This is a genomic window from Pseudomonas paeninsulae (assembly GCF_035621475.1).
GTDB classification, from domain to species: domain Bacteria; phylum Pseudomonadota; class Gammaproteobacteria; order Pseudomonadales; family Pseudomonadaceae; genus Aquipseudomonas; species Aquipseudomonas paeninsulae.
On the sequence record NZ_CP141799.1, the window covers coordinates 1,380,313 to 1,395,335 of the forward strand.

At 58.2% G+C, this 15,023-nt stretch carries 17 protein-coding genes and 1 pseudogene; 9 read left to right on the top strand and 9 right to left on the bottom strand.

What is annotated here, in order from left to right; translation table 11 throughout:
• Positions 1-82: 82 nt before the first annotated feature.
• From VCJ09_RS06265 to VCJ09_RS24720, 8 genes are all read left to right on the top strand, one after another.
• Positions 83-469, top strand: coding sequence for a hypothetical protein (locus VCJ09_RS06265; RefSeq protein ID WP_324733589.1), 387 nt, complete (start codon positions 83-85; stop codon positions 467-469).
• Positions 470-478: 9 nt separating this feature from the next.
• Complete coding sequence (locus VCJ09_RS06270; RefSeq protein ID WP_324733590.1) at positions 479-1,126, top strand: hypothetical protein; 648 nt, start codon at positions 479-481, stop codon at positions 1,124-1,126.
• 78 nt (positions 1,127-1,204) lie between these two features.
• Entirely contained in the window at positions 1,205-2,221 is a 1,017-nt protein-coding gene (locus tag VCJ09_RS06275; protein ID WP_324733591.1) for a helix-turn-helix transcriptional regulator, read from the top strand.
• A gap of 35 nt (positions 2,222-2,256) precedes the next feature.
• Positions 2,257-2,910 carry a hypothetical protein gene (locus VCJ09_RS06280; protein WP_324733592.1) on the top strand — a complete coding sequence of 218 codons (654 nt, stop codon included), beginning with the start codon at positions 2,257-2,259 and terminating at the stop codon, positions 2,908-2,910.
• A 262-nt stretch (positions 2,911-3,172) separates the two neighbouring features.
• Entirely contained in the window at positions 3,173-3,547 is a 375-nt protein-coding gene (locus tag VCJ09_RS06285) for an RcnB family protein (protein WP_324733593.1), read from the top strand.
• Positions 3,548-3,678: 131 nt separating this feature from the next.
• A complete protein-coding gene (locus VCJ09_RS06290) occupies positions 3,679-4,860 on the top strand; it encodes an MFS transporter (protein ID WP_324733594.1) in 1,182 nt (393 codons plus the stop codon).
• A 202-nt stretch (positions 4,861-5,062) separates the two neighbouring features.
• Positions 5,063-5,653: a hypothetical protein gene (locus VCJ09_RS06295; protein ID WP_324733595.1), complete on the top strand. Its 591-nt coding sequence runs from the start codon at positions 5,063-5,065 to the stop codon at positions 5,651-5,653.
• 6 nt (positions 5,654-5,659) lie between these two features.
• A complete protein-coding gene (locus tag VCJ09_RS24720) occupies positions 5,660-5,917 on the top strand; it encodes a YHYH protein (protein WP_407693012.1) in 258 nt (85 codons plus the stop codon).
• A gap of 583 nt (positions 5,918-6,500) precedes the next feature.
• Here VCJ09_RS24720 and VCJ09_RS06300 read toward each other — a convergent pair.
• The 8 genes and pseudogenes from VCJ09_RS06300 to nirB form a co-directional block, all read right to left on the bottom strand.
• Positions 6,501-6,998, bottom strand: a complete 498-nt coding sequence (locus VCJ09_RS06300; protein ID WP_324733596.1) for a hypothetical protein — start codon at positions 6,996-6,998, stop codon at positions 6,501-6,503.
• 219 nt (positions 6,999-7,217) lie between these two features.
• A complete protein-coding gene (locus VCJ09_RS06305; RefSeq protein WP_324733597.1) occupies positions 7,218-7,619 on the bottom strand; it encodes a hypothetical protein in 402 nt (133 codons plus the stop codon).
• Positions 7,620-7,826: 207 nt separating this feature from the next.
• Positions 7,827-8,204: a nitrite reductase (NAD(P)H) small subunit gene (locus VCJ09_RS06310; RefSeq protein ID WP_324733598.1), complete on the bottom strand. Its 378-nt coding sequence runs from the start codon at positions 8,202-8,204 to the stop codon at positions 7,827-7,829.
• Positions 8,205-8,347: 143 nt separating this feature from the next.
• Positions 8,348-8,815 carry a YcgJ family protein gene (locus VCJ09_RS06315; RefSeq protein WP_324733599.1) on the bottom strand — a complete coding sequence of 156 codons (468 nt, stop codon included), beginning with the start codon at positions 8,813-8,815 and terminating at the stop codon, positions 8,348-8,350.
• A gap of 77 nt (positions 8,816-8,892) precedes the next feature.
• Positions 8,893-9,474 carry a hypothetical protein gene (locus tag VCJ09_RS06320; protein WP_324733600.1) on the bottom strand — a complete coding sequence of 194 codons (582 nt, stop codon included), beginning with the start codon at positions 9,472-9,474 and terminating at the stop codon, positions 8,893-8,895.
• Between the two features lie 6 nt (positions 9,475-9,480).
• A pseudogene (locus VCJ09_RS06325) lies at positions 9,481-9,681 on the bottom strand (hypothetical protein); the annotation flags it as partial.
• 268 nt (positions 9,682-9,949) lie between these two features.
• Entirely contained in the window at positions 9,950-10,342 is a 393-nt protein-coding gene (gene nirD, locus VCJ09_RS06330; protein WP_324733601.1) for a nitrite reductase small subunit NirD, read from the bottom strand.
• Positions 10,342-12,900 (bottom strand): nitrite reductase large subunit NirB, encoded by a 2,559-nt coding sequence (nirB, locus tag VCJ09_RS06335; protein ID WP_324733602.1) that lies wholly within the window; start codon positions 12,898-12,900, stop codon positions 10,342-10,344. Before nirB ends, nirD begins: the two co-directional genes overlap by 1 nt.
• Positions 12,901-13,728: 828 nt before the next feature.
• On the opposite strand from nirB, the gene VCJ09_RS06340 reads away from it, so the two are divergent.
• Entirely contained in the window at positions 13,729-13,866 is a 138-nt protein-coding gene (locus VCJ09_RS06340; protein WP_324733603.1) for a hypothetical protein, read from the top strand.
• Here the strand turns inward: VCJ09_RS06340 and VCJ09_RS06345 are convergent.
• Entirely contained in the window at positions 13,863-14,915 is a 1,053-nt protein-coding gene (locus tag VCJ09_RS06345) for a GGDEF domain-containing protein (protein ID WP_324733604.1), read from the bottom strand. The two genes, VCJ09_RS06340 and VCJ09_RS06345, sit on opposite strands and share 4 nt — an antisense overlap.
• Positions 14,916-15,023 lie beyond the last annotated feature (108 nt).

Sequence of the window (15,023 nt, forward strand, 5' to 3'; positions counted from 1 at the left end):
AAATTATAGTTCTTTATGCGCGACATATTTCGTCGCACATGTACTCCATGCTTCCAGTCGAGAACATCACTGGAAACACATCATGGATCGCCTGATCAAGGAAAATCTCGAAGCCCTTCTGCAAGACGCTTCGCATAGCAAACGTTTGGGCCGGCGCATCATCAATCTCGCCGGCTTTCTCTCCTCGGACGAGCCGCCAATCAGCATCCGCGAGCAACTCAATCGTTTATCACGCTTGTTGATTCAACAGGATGCTTTTGACGCCCTGCTTGAGCCGGTTACGTTAATGGCACGTGCTGGTTTGACCCACCTCATAGATGTGCATGCAATTCAGTCAATGATCAGCAGCCTGGAAGAGTCACGCAAAGCGATCAGCGAGACTGAGGACATCAACTACGCCGAGCTGATTGCTTGGCTGGTGAAGCAGGCGCGGGAGCGCAAGATCATTCGCTTGAAGACTATTGACTGAGGCGGCCTCATGGACGAATTAGAGATGCACCTGCCGGAAAGCTTACGTATGCAGGTTATGGACTTCAGTCTGCTGTACGAAACCATGCACACCAGCCTCGAAAGAGACGCCAATGCGCAAGCGAAGCTAGGGCAGAGTGATATCTGCTTTGTAGTTAATGCGCCACTGGACTACTTCGGATGGGGTACCCACGCTTCTGCACTGATCTATCTCGATCAGGAATCCTATTCGCGGGAGATGCCCGAGCATGGCTACCAACTGGTGTATACGCCAAGCCCTTGGGCGGACAACTTTCATGACTGGGCTCAGCACTCGATGCAGTACCTTCGAGAGTCGCTGTTCGGTACTGGAATGGTTTGCACCGATTTGGCTGATTTCCTACAGGTGCTCAAAGTTAGCCAAAGTCGTCGATTGCGCTATGAGCTGATTAGTTACGATCACCCACCGCACGCACCCAATTCAAAGCTCGATAAAGTCAGGTACAAGACACTGTTCGCCATTCTATTCGGTGCGGTCGATCTCTCCCTGAGTATGTATATCGAGCTGGAAGCCGCGATAGAGAAAGCCAACCCTAATCTCAGCTTATTGAAATCAGGCATGAAGATTTACTCCTGCGAGCCTCCTGTTGTGTTGCTTCTCGGGGAGCCTGATGACTGACAGATGTCATCTTTGCCGACCACAGTTGCCGCCCAACAGCAAAAGACGGCATCCTAGCCACCCCTCGACATGACAAGGATGCCCAGTTTGCCAGCCAACTCTACCCGCCGCACTCTGGCCCGTCAGTGGGAGCTGCTCAAGCTATTACCCAACCGCGCGCCGGGACTGACCGCACTCGAACTGCAGAGCCGCCTTCAATCTGCAGGGCATGATGCGAGTAAACGGACTGTAGAACGTGATTTGGTAGAGCTGTCACAGATATTCCCGTTGCAGTGCAACGATAAGGGCACGCCATACGGCTGGTACTGGACACCAGGCAGCTCAGCAAGCATGCCAGGCATCAGCTTGGCTGAAGCGCTCACATTGCGTCTGGTGGAGGACAGCATCCGCCCCTTGCTCCCCGTATACATGACGAAAAGTCTGACACCACTATTCAGCCAAGCCCGGCAGAAAATAGACGCGCTAAACAATTCGAATGCTTCGGCTCGCTGGCCAGACAAGGTGGCCTGCGTTCACCCTGAGCTGAATTTGATAGCGCCGCAAGTCGATGAAGATCATGTAGAAACCGTTCAGCAAGCTCTGCTTTATGACAAACAACTGGAGTGTCGTTACTACGCCGCTCACAAGGATCAAACCCGCAACTTAATGCTTAACCCGCTGGCATTAATCCAGCGCGGCCAGGTCACCTACCTGCTCGCAACAGCTGAACTATACGACGATGTTCGGCAGTTTGCTCTGCATCGCTTCGAGCAAGTCACACTGCTGACGTCCGTCAGTCGGAAGCCAAACGATTTCGACTTGCAGAACTATCTCTCAAACGGCGCGATGCAATTCGGCAGCACTGCCCAGATACAACTTGAGGCGTGGGTCAATGATGGCCTATTCCGTCTCCTTTCTGAGACGCCCATCGCAGCTGACATGACTCTGATCAAGGAGGACAACGGAGCGATTTTGACCGCAACCCTGAATGACAGCTGGGAGTTGAAGTGGTGGATTCTGTCCCATGCTGGCTCAATCCAGATTCGCAAGCCCAAGCAATTGCTTGACGACATCACCCAGCGTTTGAAATCTGCTTTAGAGCTTCACGCCCATTAACTTTCCGACATGTTCTGCACCTCAAGGCTCATAAAATGTCCTTTGTCCCGTCTTTTTTTGATTATCTGGCAACACATCTGCAACAAGACGAGCGCCGGCAAATGCTGTCCTCGCTGGTCGTCACCGCTGCGCCGGAGCACTGGCTGAGCCTGGAGTCGGCAGCATTGCTGGACACCAATCGCGCCCTTTTCGGGTTGGCAGAACCCCTGGACTATCGCCTCAATGTGCCCCGCTGGTTGATTGCTGCAGAAAGAAAAAAAGTGGACATGTGGATAGAAGACCAACGGCAACAGGAGCCGCCAATTTCCATCGAATTCAAAGTAATCCATAACAATAAGAATACTTACCAGAAGGTCTGGGAAATTCGCCGTGACTTAGCGAAAGTGATTCCTGATGTATCCTGCAATGACAGCGTGAAGAGGTGGGGAGTAGTGATGTTGGTGTTCTCACAATTTTATGACGACCAGTCCGGCAACTACTCTTATAAGCGGGATTTCGAGAGTCCCCATGACCTGCTGAAAGCCTTCGCTGCGGGACTGGAAGATGATGCCCCCTGGTACGAAGGGGCACCAAATCTGGAAATGGTATTGGAGCCTGTCCAGCTGTGTGATCTGTCCAATGCGAACTACATTGATCCCGCCAAGAGCCCGTCAGCTGTGTACCTGGCCTTGGTTCGGCGAAAAGACTGAACAATCGGGGACAAACCCGATATTGATACTAAGCGTCTACCTATATTGGGTCGATTGTGGTCATTCGTGACAGGCAGCTAACGACCCAAAGCGGTCTGTGGTGACAGGCAGATATCGGTGTGAAGGTCGTCCTTACATACCTTTACCGGACCTTTACCTTAGCCTGAGGTTTACACCCCTGAAACTGTGATTTGATAACACCATCGCACCCGGCATCGACAACGTTTTGGCCGGTCATTCACAAGTACAGGACCACCATCAGATGAAAAAGACACTTTCAGTGATCTGCGCCGCGCTGATGTTCAGCGCTCCCTTGGCCAGCTTTGCTCAACCCGGAACGCCGCAGGACCACCAGCATCAGAGTAATCAACAGAAGTACAATGGGCCGGACAAAAAACAGAGCTATCGTGACCCGGGCTTCCGTCCACAGCCCGGCATGCCGGTGCCTCATTCCCAGTGGAAACGTGGCCACGTCGTCGCTAAAACTTATCGCGCCGATCGTTACTGGGTGACGGACTGGCGGTCGCGCCACTTGCCTGCTCCACCGAAGAACCATCGTTGGTTGCGCATCAACGGCGATTATGTGCTGGTTGTCGTCGGCACTGGCGTGATCATTAACATTCTCACCGGCTACTGACTGTCATAAGAAAGCCCGCTGATGCGGGTTTTCAACAGAATGCATGGGCATCTAAAAATACAGAGGGATAGCGGCGTGTGACTAGCGGCGATTCAAACCCACCGCGACCTCATCAAACAAGGTTCATGCTCATGTTTGAAAAGCCCAGCCCCCTCCCAGCTTCTCTCTCGTCACGCGGACGCTTCACCCTGCTGGCCGTGGCCTGCCTGATCATCATGGTGGGCACGGTAGTAGCGCCCGGTTTGGCCATCATTTCTTCTGCTCTGGGCGTGAGTAGCCACGCCAGCTGGCTGGTCACCCTCCCAGCACTGGGTGTGATTCTTTTTGCGCCGCTGGCTGGGAGATTGATAGACCGTGTTGGTGCCTATACAGCGCTGCAAATTGGTCTAGCCAGCTACGGTCTACTGGGCATAGCTGGCGCCATGCTGGCAGGCCCGGCACTGGTGTTTGCCGACCGCGTATTATTGGGAGGCGCTACAGCTGTGGTGATGGTCTCTGGCACCAGCCTTATCTCGCATTGGTATCAGGGGCATGAGCGTCTGAAGATGCTCGCCCAGCAAGGCATGGCTATCGAGCTAGGTGGTGTGTTGTTCCTAATGGCCGCCGGCATTCTGGCCGGGATCGGCTGGTACTGGCCCTTTGCGATCTACCTGCTGGCTTGGGTCATGCTGTTGATGTTGCGCGCATGGGTACCCCGTCGCACCCCCTCAGATGAACAAGCTGGCATAGCGGCAGATACATCCTCTGATTCTGGCACTGGCATGGGATGGGTCTACTTGGCAGCCGCAGCAGCGATGATGTTGTTCTTCACGCCCATTGTGTTGCTACCACTAGAGTTATCCGGCATGGGCTTGGGCGAGATGCAAATCGGCCTCTTTCTTGCTGCCATCTCATTGGTAGCGGTAGTAGCGGCCATGCTATTGCCTCGGATTGCCAGACAGATCGGCGAAAACATCACCCTGACGCTGGCCTTTGCAAGCATCACGGTCAGTTTGATCCTGTTCGGACTCGCCGAGGACATGCAGCTAATGAGTCTCGGCGCCCTTTTTTCCGGTATAGGGTTCGGCTTCTCGATTCCGCTGGTCAACCACATGACAGTGGAGCGCACACCCACCGCACGCCGCGGCCGCAATTTTGCCTACCTGTCGATGGCTATTTTCTCGGGCCAGTTTCTGACCTCACTGTTGGAGTTCATGCCGGGGCAAGCCGCTCTGGTCTTCACAGTAATGGCGGTTGCAGGGAGCGTCGCCACGTTGATCTACCTGCTAGTTTGGTGGAATGGACGGGGTGTACAGAAGGCGCAGCAAGCTTGAATACGCTCGTAAGGAAGCGACGACTATGAGTCGCACCGGACTTCTTAGGTTCTAACGACGTTTATTTAACGGGAAAGATTTCAGTCTTCCACCAAGGTCAGTTTTGGCTCTGAATCTGCTTGTAGTGAATGGCTGCTTAACCTATCCCGAATGGATGATGGCTATAGTCCCTTGGCACCTTTCGAAATGCGAGGAACACGACATGGCACACCTCAACGGCTATGGCCGGGCATCGGTCCTCATTGCAGGCATGCTGGCCTGTGGAACGGAGCCACTGGCGCAAACTTCGCCACCGACCATTCCTGAAATTTCCGCTTTCTTCGAGGGTGCCAGACTGATTGGCGAGCCGAAAATCGTCGACTGCACACTGTCAGGGGGCAGCGTGACGAGCTGTTATCCGATCACGGTCAAAGCAGACCCGAAAAGCTATACGCCCGGCCCCTGGTGCCCCGGCAATATCGCGGACGGCGCCAAAGCTGGCGGCATCTGGATGCACGATGGGGAGGTCTACGATGTGGACGCAGCCTTCATCTCAAACCTTGCGCAATTCTGTGGCGACACTGCATGGCAATTGTTCGACCCCGAGACGGGTAACGTCCGTTTCACTGGATCATTGGAGGCTTGCGAAGCGGCTGCGCGCCCCTATGTTGATCCGACCTATCAGAATTACTGCGTACAGTGTCTGCCGGAATACATGCAGAAAGATGCGACCATGACCTACGTGATCCCTTTGCAACCCCAAGCCTCCGGCCGGCCGCAACCGACAAATTCTTACGGGTCCGGCGTAGCCTAAAATAGCATGCGCCGGGTCGGCCCCGCACCGCTCGATGCGATCCTCAGCGCACATACCATAGCGCCCTTCGATGACTGCGGCGGTCATGTGAACACGCATGTCGGGTACCACTATCATGCCGTCACGGACTGCCTGCCGCGTGCGCCGACCACCCACAGAGATTTGCAGGGTGCGTCTGCGGTTGCGCATGGCACACAGATCGGCATTGCAATGGATGGCTATCAAATTTTCTCGCATTTCATGGTATCGGGACGCCGTCCCTAAGGCTTTGGACAGTTGCAACGGGCATAGCGGTGAAAATCTTCCCTACCATTATCACGCAGGAGCCGCTGGCTCGAACGCTATCCTAGGTTGTCTTGCCGCTCAGGCAGGCTGCATATTCGAAAATGGAAGCGCGGTCTGTGACGCTTCGGCAAGGCCACCCCGGCCATTACCACCAGGTCGTCAGGGCTAGGTACTCCCGGAAGCGCAGCCTCTGTGGTCGCAAACTTTTTTGCACGTCCATAATGGCTCGAAAAATTGGTGGAGGGCGGCAGGATGCGGCGAATCTTTCGCGATCCAATTGATCGCCGCCAGAGGTTCACGCTCATCCAATAACTATTCTGCGCGTGAAAGTGGTTTCAAACTGGACATCTTTGTTCTGTGTCCGTTTGGAAAAAGGGACTGACAAATGGGACCGCTTTATATATAGGACAACCGTCCGCTTTTGGCCGAAAGAGGACACTCTGCGACAGCTGCTGTAGCCATCTGCTGCTGATGATTAAGGGCCCGAGACCAATAACAACTGGGGGCAGATCGCCATTTCCTAAATCGTGGTCTATCCCCGATTATTTAAATAAATTCTCTTTTAAGCTCGGGCGCTTGGTGTGCCGCGAGTGTTCTTCTTCTGCAGGATCATCGACGCTTCGTTATAGGCATTCTGGAAGGCGTCGCCGCCGATCCAATCCACTGCCGTGTCTTCGTCTTCATCATGGAAGATCCCGCGATAGGTGATCAGCAGGCCCATCATGAAATCGGTGGCCGCGTCTTCCGCTTCCTCAGCGACCACCAGCTCCAACACCGGGTATTGCAGGAACACCACGCACATCGCTAGCAGGCTGATGCCTTCGCCGACTCTCATCGCCTGGAACAGGTCGTCGAAGTGCGCCGGGTCGAACCCGTTCTCTTCGATGTCTTTGAAGTCGAAGGTGCTCAGGTCGATTTCGACATCATCGAACGGCTCGTTGATCAGCGGATTGGCCAGCACCGGATGTATGACATTGGCTTTGGACTTACCCGAACGGTTCTGTTTAGCCTTGGCTTTGGCCCGCTGGGCGCGTTTTTGCTGTTTATCTGGGGAGGCCATGGAGGCGAGTTCCTTGTGCGGTGCAGCCATATTCATGGCCCGGGATAATCGGGCGCATATTGTATTCAGTCTTGGCTGGGTTCGGGCCAGGGGAACGGCCAAAAGGGGACATATTTATTTTCCCTGCTCTAAACGTCCACTTTCGGCCAAGTGAGTCTCCCCTGGTTTCCTCGGAACAGCTGGCGAGCTGTTTTTGGCCGTTTCTAGCCACACAGCACCTCAAACATCGCGAAACAGGTCATGGGCATCGAGCAGCCGGTAGGCGATCTCCGGGTGTTTCTCCAGGCCGCGGCGGATGGCGGTTGGCAGTGACTGGCGGGTTTTGCGGCAGAGCCCCGGTAGTTGCTCGATATCAATGGCGATGCCGCGCATGCTGCGTACTTCGTTGAAGCCCGGGGCGACGGCCAGGCGGATGCCGAGTTGCTCGTACATGCGCTGTTGCAGCTTTTCCAGGTCGTTCAGGCTCTCAATGTTTTCCAGGCGCTCGAGCAGGCGTTTTTCCTCCTGGCGGGTCAGGCGCAGGATGCGCAGGTCGCTGCCGGTTGTTGCCAGCAACTGTTCGCGCCCGCAGTCGCAGGCGCCGGGTGGGCAGGGTGGGCGGATCTGGGGAGAGGGCGTCATGGGCTCCAAGCATAGCGAGCCGAGCTCGATTTTGCCCATCTGCTTTGTGACGACAGATCTGCGGGCCGGCCAGCCAACCTGCGGCCCGTAGGGTGTACTCGCCGCAGGCAGTGCACCGATGATTCTGTGGCGCGGCATAAAAGCTGGCGGGTTGTAGCTACGCTCCGAAGCCGCCCTACCTCCGAACGGAACGCCGCCCGAACCGCCCTACGATCTGAGCTGCACGCTGCTGCGAACGTCTGGAGGCGGTCTTGCGATGGTGCTTGATATTTTCACGCCGTCTGCCAGGCGAAAGTGCTGTTTGTACAGCGGCGAGGCGATCACCAGGTCGCCCTTGAGCTGGCCGACGATGCCGCGGCCGATGACGTTGGCGCCCGATTGCGGGTCGCGGTTGTCGATGGCGTAGAGCTTTTCACCGGCGGCGGTGTGCGGCAGGTGTAACAGGGCGACCTGGACGCCGTCGTGCCAGGCGACCACGACGGAGTTGGCGACCAGATCCTCACGGCTGCACAGTGCGCGCCAGGCGGCGGGGCTTTGAGCGGCTTTACGGAAATCGGCAGATAGAACATTTGTGCTTGCATTCAACCCAGCGTGCTTGCGATTCCATCGCCGCCTGCCCAGATTATCTGGAACTGACCGACTCAGATTGGCAGTCCGGGCGATATTCCTCGACGGGGCTGTAACTGATCAAACATGGTTTAGAAATTGAAGGTGCGTCACCGAGAGAATCATTGGCCGAACAGTAGCTCGGTGTATTTTCTGGACACGGCCCCGCTGCGCTCGCCGTTGGCGCCGTAGTAGCGATCTTCGCGGCACAGTCGCTCTTTCACGTCGCAGAAAATACGGTTGGCGAAGGTGAACTCGGTCAGGTCGAAATCGCCCTGTGAAAACAGCTTGGTCGCGGCCTTCTTGCTGAGATACTTTTCGGTGAGCTTTCGAGAAACCCCCTTGTCGTTGACACACAAATAGCGGTCGCAGAGCACGCCGGGCTCGGGTGACCGAAGTGGGGCACGCTGCCCGGCATGGGTGGGGATCGCGGATACGGCAAGCAGAAGAGTCAGAAAAAACGAAAAGCACGGTTTGTTCATAGTCTTCACTTTAGTGACAGGTTTGCGGAGCATCCGCTGGATGAGGTTGACTGTAGCGACTTGCATTTGCAACCGGCCGTGCTTGCATTCGACGGCGCCGACTTGCATGTCATCTTCGGCTGCTCACATTATCGGCAACTGACGGGACTCAGATCGCACCTCGCCCGCCAGCATCCTCCCGCCCTTCAACCCGGTTGTCTGGTCCTTCGATAAACGCGCATCAGCGCCTTCATAACAAATCCTGCGAGCGCGGCACAGAAAGCGAACGTAACGATCGCACCGGCAAACCCGAACTCGGGTGGTATTTCCCCGACAACGCGGCCCGCTTCGTCAAAATGCTCGGGCGGGAAGACGGCAAAATAGATCAGGCCAGCTACGCCTGTCCACATCAGAACGCTACAGGCAACCCAGTACATCCGGGCCCAGCGGTGGTTCCTAGGGGAAAACGCCTGCCATGTCGCAGCAGTGAGGCACGCCAGAAAAAAGCTCAGAACTACGCCAATAGTCAGCAGCTCGAGTGATGTCCAGGCGTTCGGATTGACTGCATCGATCATCGGTACTATTGCCATTCTGGATCCGTCCAATAAACGATGGTTTGTTGGACGCTGACCGGCTGGGACCGGGATATCGCGGGGAGCCACATAAAAGGAATCCAGTATCAGCTTCCATCTTTCAATGCCCGACCATACAGGGTTTTCATCGGACTGAATCGTCCCTACTTTCGTGGTCACATCGAATGACTGCCTTTGGCCGGTTTCCAGCCACACAACACCTCAAACATCGCGAAACAGGTCATGGGCATCGAGCAGCCGGTAGGCGATCTCCGGGTGTTTCTCCAGGCCGCGGCGGATGCCGAGTTGCTCGTGCATGCGCTGTTGCAGCTTTCCCCGGTCGTTCAGGCTCTCAATGTTTTCCAGGCGCTCGAGCAGGCGTTTTTCCTCCTGGCAGGTCAGGCGCAGGATGCGCAGGCCAGCCACCCAGCGGTTCGTAGGGTGTACTCGCCGCAGGCAGTGCACCATTGGTTGCTCGGCGCGGCATAGACGCTGGCGGGTTGTCGCTGCGCTCCGAAGCCGTACCTCCGAACGGACCGCCCTACCGCCGAGCTGGAGGCGATCTCGTGATGGCGCTGGATATGTTCACGCCGTCTGCGGGCTTGTCGCGGTTGGCTTTTGTGCTGTTGTCCGGCGGTTGGATAGGTGCGCCAGCCGGCTCAAGGGGCGAGCCGACTGCAGCCTGAGGGGCTCAAGCAAGCAGGCCGATTTCCACCGCATCGCCGTTCAGGCGAACCGGCCAGACGCGCAGGCTTTGCTCGGGGTATTCCAGGCAGCTGCCGTCTGCCAGGCGAAAGTGCTGTTTGTACAGCGGCGAGGCGATCACCAGGTCGCCCTTGAGCTGGCCGACGATGCCGCGGCCGATGACGTTGGCGCCCGATTGCGGGTCGCGGTTGTCGATCGCGTAGAGCTTTTCACCCTCGGCGGTGTGCGGCAGGTGGAACAGGGCGACCTGGGCGCCGTCGTGCCAGGCGACCACGCCGGAGTTGGCGACCAGATCCTCACGGCTGCACAGCGCGCGCCACGCGGCGGGGCTTGGCGCGGCTTGGCGGAATTCGGCACGTACGACATTCGATTGGCGCATCAGAGCAGCTCCTCGGTAACGGGGATCAGGTGGAGTTCAGAGGCATGCACCGGGCGGCGCTGGCCACGTTCTTTGACGAAGTGGATGTCCGGGTCGCCGCGTTCGTCGTTGACGAAGGTGCGGAAGCGCTTGAGCTTCTCCGGATCTTTCAGGGCGTTGGCCCACTCGCATTCATAGCGGTCGATGACCAGTTGCATCTGCGCTTCCAGCTCGGCGCCGAGGCCCAGGCTGTCGTCGATGATCACCTCCTTGAGGAAGTCCAGGCCGCCGTCCAGGCTCTCGCGCCAGACCGAGGTGCGTTGCAGCCTGTCGGCGGTGCGGATGTAGAACATCAGGAAGCGGTCGATGGTGCGGATCAGGCTGGCGTCGTCGAGGTCGGTGGCGAACAGCTCGGCATGCCGTGGGCGCATGCCGCCGTTGCCGGCCACGTAGAGGTTCCAGCCGTTCTCGGTGGCGATCACGCCGATGTCCTTGCTCTGCGCCTCGGCGCATTCGCGGGTGCAGCCGGAGACGCCGAACTTGATCTTGTGCGGCGAGCGCAGGCCCTTGTAGCGGTCTTCCAGGCGCAGGGCCATGCCGACGCTGTCCTGCACGCCGTAGCGGCACCAGGTGCTGCCGACGCAGGATTTCACCGTGCGCAGCGACTTGCCGTAGGCGTGGCCGGTCTCGAAGCCGGCTGCGATCAGCTCGCCCCAGATATCGGGCAACTGGTGCAACTGGGCGCCGAACAGATCGATGCGCTGGCCGCCGGTGATCTTGGTGTAGAGGTCGTATTTCTTCGCCACGGCGCCGAGGGCAATCAGCTTGTCCGGGGTGATCTCGCCGCCAGCGATGCGCGGCACCACCGAGTAGGTGCCGTTCTTCTGCATGTTGGCCATGAAGGTGTCGTTGGTGTCCTGCAGCGGCAGCAACGACGAGTCGGTGATCGGCTGGTTCCAGCACGAGGCGAGGATCGAGCCCACCGCCGGCTTGCAGATGTCGCAGCCGGTATGGCCGCGGCCGTGCTTGGCCAGCAGCTCCTCGAAACTGATGACGCCCTCGACCCGGACGATGGCGTAAAGCTCCTGGCGGGTGTGGCCGAAGTGCTCGCAGATGCTCTTGTCGACGGCGACGCCACGGGCGGTCAGCTCGTTGTCGAACACCAGTTTGAGCAGCGCGCTGCAACCGCCGCAGCCAGTGGCCGCCTTGGTCTGCGCCTTGAGTTCGCCGAGGTCGGTGACGCCGGCCTCGACCTTGCAGCACACCGCGCCCTTGCTGACGTTGTGGCAGGAGCAGATGGTCGCGCTGTCCGGCAAGGCGTCGGGCCCCAGGGTCGGCGCACCCTCGGACTGCGGCAGGATCAGGCCGGACGGATCTTTCGGCAGGGCGATGCCGTTCTGCGCGTATTGCAGCAGGGTGTCGTAGTAGCTGTTGTCGCCGACCAGCACCGCGCCGAGCACCTGCTTGCCATCGGCGGAAACCACCAGACGCCGGTAGCTGGCGCTGGCCTCGTCGATAAAGCGGTAGCTCTTGGCGCCGGGCGTGGCGGCGTGGGCATCGCCGATCGAGCCGACGTCGACGCCGAGCAGCTTGAGCTTGGTCGACATGTCGGCGCCGGTGAAGGGCTGGTAGTCGCCGCCCGCCAACTGGCTGGCCACGTTGCGCGCCATGCTGTAGCCCGGCGCGACCAGGCCGAAGATGCTGCCGTTCCAGGAGGCGCATTCGCCGATGGCGAAGATGTCCGGGTCGTTGCTGCGGCACTCGTTGTCGACCACCAGGCCGCCGCGCGCTGCGATCTCCAGCCCGGCGCTACGGCCGAGGGCGTCTTGCGGGCGGATGCCGGCGGAGAACACGATCAGGTCGGCTTCGAGGAATTCACCGTCATTGAAGTTCATCCGGTAGGCGTATTCCTCGCCGGGGACGATCTCCTGGGTGGCGCGCGACAGGTGCACGCCGACGCCAAGGGCCTCGATGCGCGCCTTGAGCGCGGCGCCGCCTTCGGCGTCCAATTGCACCGGCATCAGGCGTGGCGCGAATTCGACTACGTGGGCTTCCAGACCCAGGGATTTCAGGGCGTTGGCCGCTTCCAGGCCGAGCAGGCCGCCGCCGACCACCACGCCACGGCGGGCATTGGTGGCTGCCGCGCGGATCGCGTCGAGGTCGTCCAGCGTCCGATAGACCAGGCGCGAGTTGCCTTCGGCGCCGGGAATCGGCGGCACGAAGGGGTAGGAACCGGTGGCCAGCACCACGCGGTCGTAGGCCTGGCGTCCGGTACTGGTCAGCACTTGCTTGCGCTCGCGGTCGATTGCCAGCACCGGCACGCCGAGGTGCAATTGCACGCCGTGCTGGGCATACAGATTGGGCTCGCCGAGGGCCAGGGACTCGGCATCGCGACCGCCGAAATACTCGGAAAGGTGCACACGGTCGTAGGCGCGCTGGCGCTCTTCACCGAACACATGCACGTCATACCGGGCGAGGGCGCCCTGTTCGATCAGTTGCTCGACGCAATGATGACCGACCATGCCGTTGCCGATGACGATCAAGGTTTCGCGCTTGATCGGAGTGACGAGAGAGTTCATAGCCGTTCCTCAGTCAGAGCCGTTGCCAGGGGCACGGCCAGCAAAAAAAAACGCCTGGAGCTGTCTGCCAGCTCCAGGCGTCTTTGCCTGGTATTCATGGGGTGTGTGGGGTGAAGTGCCCGGACCGCGCTGTCCGTTTCACCCATCCTGTGCCTGTGTAGGCCGATGGTCGGCGGTGACCATGTGGGATGTCCTGCCGGAGGTTTTGGCAGGGGTTGCTAGAGCATTAGCAGGTTTCGTGCCGACATCCGGCCTGGGTCGTAGAAGCCGGCAACGCGTAACTGGCGGATTGGCAAAGCAGAGACAGCGCGGGCCTTGGCGGGCGATGGCGAGGTGATCCCGCTGGCGTCCTTCAGCTTCCTCGTGGTCATCGCCCAGGCGCAGGGCGGTGAACCATAAGAGTGCGAGCGGGCGGGTAGATCCCTTTTTTGGGGCGTTTCAGGCGGGCGGTCTGGCGGTTCGGTCGCGCATGGCCGGGTCTGACCGGGTCTGACCGGGCCTCGCACGATGCTCCAGGCGGCTGCACAGGCTGCATTTACCGGGGGGATGACCCCTTACCAAATAGGCGATCATGGTGTATTTGCAATTACTGGAGGTCGCTTGTTGGTCGGATCGATCTCGGTGCACGTTTTTACACAGGCTGGACCCGGACCAGCCGGTCGCGATAGGCAACAATCGGCCAGAAGCAGACTTCAGCAACGATCAATGTCGTGGTCTGTTCCTTATTGTCCAAGTGTGTGAGCTGGCACGCACCACGTTGGAAACCGATCCACTGAAGGCTGTGGCCGGCGGCATATACCGACGACTCGATCTCACTGGGCTAGGACGATGCACCTGGCAGCCGAGGTCGGCTGCCAGGTGCATGAGATGTATGGCACCAGCAAGATCGAGGGCGTCGACGAGGTTTTCGAGTCCGGCGCCTCGGTTGTCTTCACTCCAGGCCGAAAACCGCATACACCCTACTAGGGCTGCGCCACTTCTACTCTGTTACGTCCAGCTGACTTGCCCTCGTAGAGCGCGTGATCGGCCCGCGCAATAGCGTTGCTGAGTAACTCTTCAGTACGGTACTGCGCGATGCCGATGGACAGAGTCACGCTGATTTTATTGCAGCCACTGTCAATGACCAACGCCTGGATCGCCTTGCGTATGCGCTCTGCGCTTGCAGCAGCCTGATCAAGATCGGTTTCCGGCAATACCGCAAGAAATTCTTCGCCGCCCCAGCGGCCGATAAAATCCTGTTCACGCATTGTTCTTTTGAGTGAGTTGCTCACAGCATCGAGCACCCGGTCACCAATATCGTGTCCGTACTGATCATTGATCTGTTTGAAGTGATCTATATCCATCAACATTAAGATGAGGTTACTGGGAAGCCTATGGTGTCGCGCCAGCTCTTTCTCGGTCAGCGCAATCATGTGCCGGCGATTGAACAGGCCGGTCAACGAGTCTGTCGTTGCCATCCGCTCCAGACTATTGTGCGCGCGGGTTACCGTGATCACATAGAACAGCGCAAGATAGCTGAACATGCTGAACACCACAGTCAAGTTGAAAACATGCACACCCAACAGGGCATTTGAGGAAATGGGTTGCAGAGGTTCGATGTACCACATGAGTACATCCAGCCCAACATAGTAGGCCCACAGGCACGCGGCGAGGATCCAGGCGTTGCGGGCGCGCATGGTAACGAACAGGGCCGGAATGAACATTAGCAAAAAGTAGTGAAAGCCACTTTCCCAGCCAACCAATATTGTGCCAAGCCCTGCATGCACAAGCACTTCTGTGCGGATCAGCAGGATCGCGATCCGATTACGTCGCTGTTTGAGTGCGCGATAGGCGCAGACATACATGGCCACGCTGATCACGTTAACCCAGGCCAGAATGGGTGAGCCAAGAATGAGAAAAATAAAGAAAAAGGCGACATCCACGCCGCCAGCCAACTGGCAGCAACGCATGGAAAGCTGCCAAAATTCGGGGCGCGCGTCGCGCTTTTGCGTTTTTTCTGAGTGCCGTCCTAGCATCGAACCTGTTACCTCAAGTTCCGGTTATGAGCCCCGGGTTTTTATTTAGGTTACTGCCCGATAACCAGCAGCTAAGGTGAATCTGAAGTGTAGTTTGAGTCGTCCCGG

Excerpts from the sequence above, each read along its gene's own strand:
- VCJ09_RS06265 (WP_324733589.1), top strand. The coding sequence starts at position 83 with ATGGATCGCCTGATCAAGGAAAATCTCGAAGCCCTTCTGCAAGACGCT.
- VCJ09_RS06270 (WP_324733590.1), top strand. The coding sequence starts at position 479 with ATGGACGAATTAGAGATGCACCTGCCGGAAAGCTTACGTATGCAGGTT.
- VCJ09_RS06275 (WP_324733591.1), top strand. The coding sequence starts at position 1,205 with ATGCCCAGTTTGCCAGCCAACTCTACCCGCCGCACTCTGGCCCGTCAG.
- VCJ09_RS06280 (WP_324733592.1), top strand. The coding sequence starts at position 2,257 with ATGTCCTTTGTCCCGTCTTTTTTTGATTATCTGGCAACACATCTGCAA.
- VCJ09_RS06285 (WP_324733593.1), top strand. The coding sequence starts at position 3,173 with ATGAAAAAGACACTTTCAGTGATCTGCGCCGCGCTGATGTTCAGCGCT.
- VCJ09_RS06290 (WP_324733594.1), top strand. The coding sequence starts at position 3,679 with ATGTTTGAAAAGCCCAGCCCCCTCCCAGCTTCTCTCTCGTCACGCGGA.
- VCJ09_RS06295 (WP_324733595.1), top strand. The coding sequence starts at position 5,063 with ATGGCACACCTCAACGGCTATGGCCGGGCATCGGTCCTCATTGCAGGC.
- VCJ09_RS24720 (WP_407693012.1), top strand. The coding sequence starts at position 5,660 with ATGCGCCGGGTCGGCCCCGCACCGCTCGATGCGATCCTCAGCGCACAT.
- VCJ09_RS06300 (WP_324733596.1), bottom strand. The coding sequence starts at position 6,998 with ATGGCCTCCCCAGATAAACAGCAAAAACGCGCCCAGCGGGCCAAAGCC.
- VCJ09_RS06305 (WP_324733597.1), bottom strand. The coding sequence starts at position 7,619 with ATGACGCCCTCTCCCCAGATCCGCCCACCCTGCCCACCCGGCGCCTGC.
- VCJ09_RS06315 (WP_324733599.1), bottom strand. The coding sequence starts at position 8,815 with ATGCAAGTCGGCGCCGTCGAATGCAAGCACGGCCGGTTGCAAATGCAA.
- nirD (WP_324733601.1), bottom strand. The coding sequence starts at position 10,342 with ATGCGCCAATCGAATGTCGTACGTGCCGAATTCCGCCAAGCCGCGCCA.
- nirB (WP_324733602.1), bottom strand. The coding sequence starts at position 12,900 with ATGAACTCTCTCGTCACTCCGATCAAGCGCGAAACCTTGATCGTCATC.
- VCJ09_RS06340 (WP_324733603.1), top strand. The coding sequence starts at position 13,729 with ATGCACCTGGCAGCCGAGGTCGGCTGCCAGGTGCATGAGATGTATGGC.
- VCJ09_RS06345 (WP_324733604.1), bottom strand. The coding sequence starts at position 14,915 with ATGCTAGGACGGCACTCAGAAAAAACGCAAAAGCGCGACGCGCGCCCC.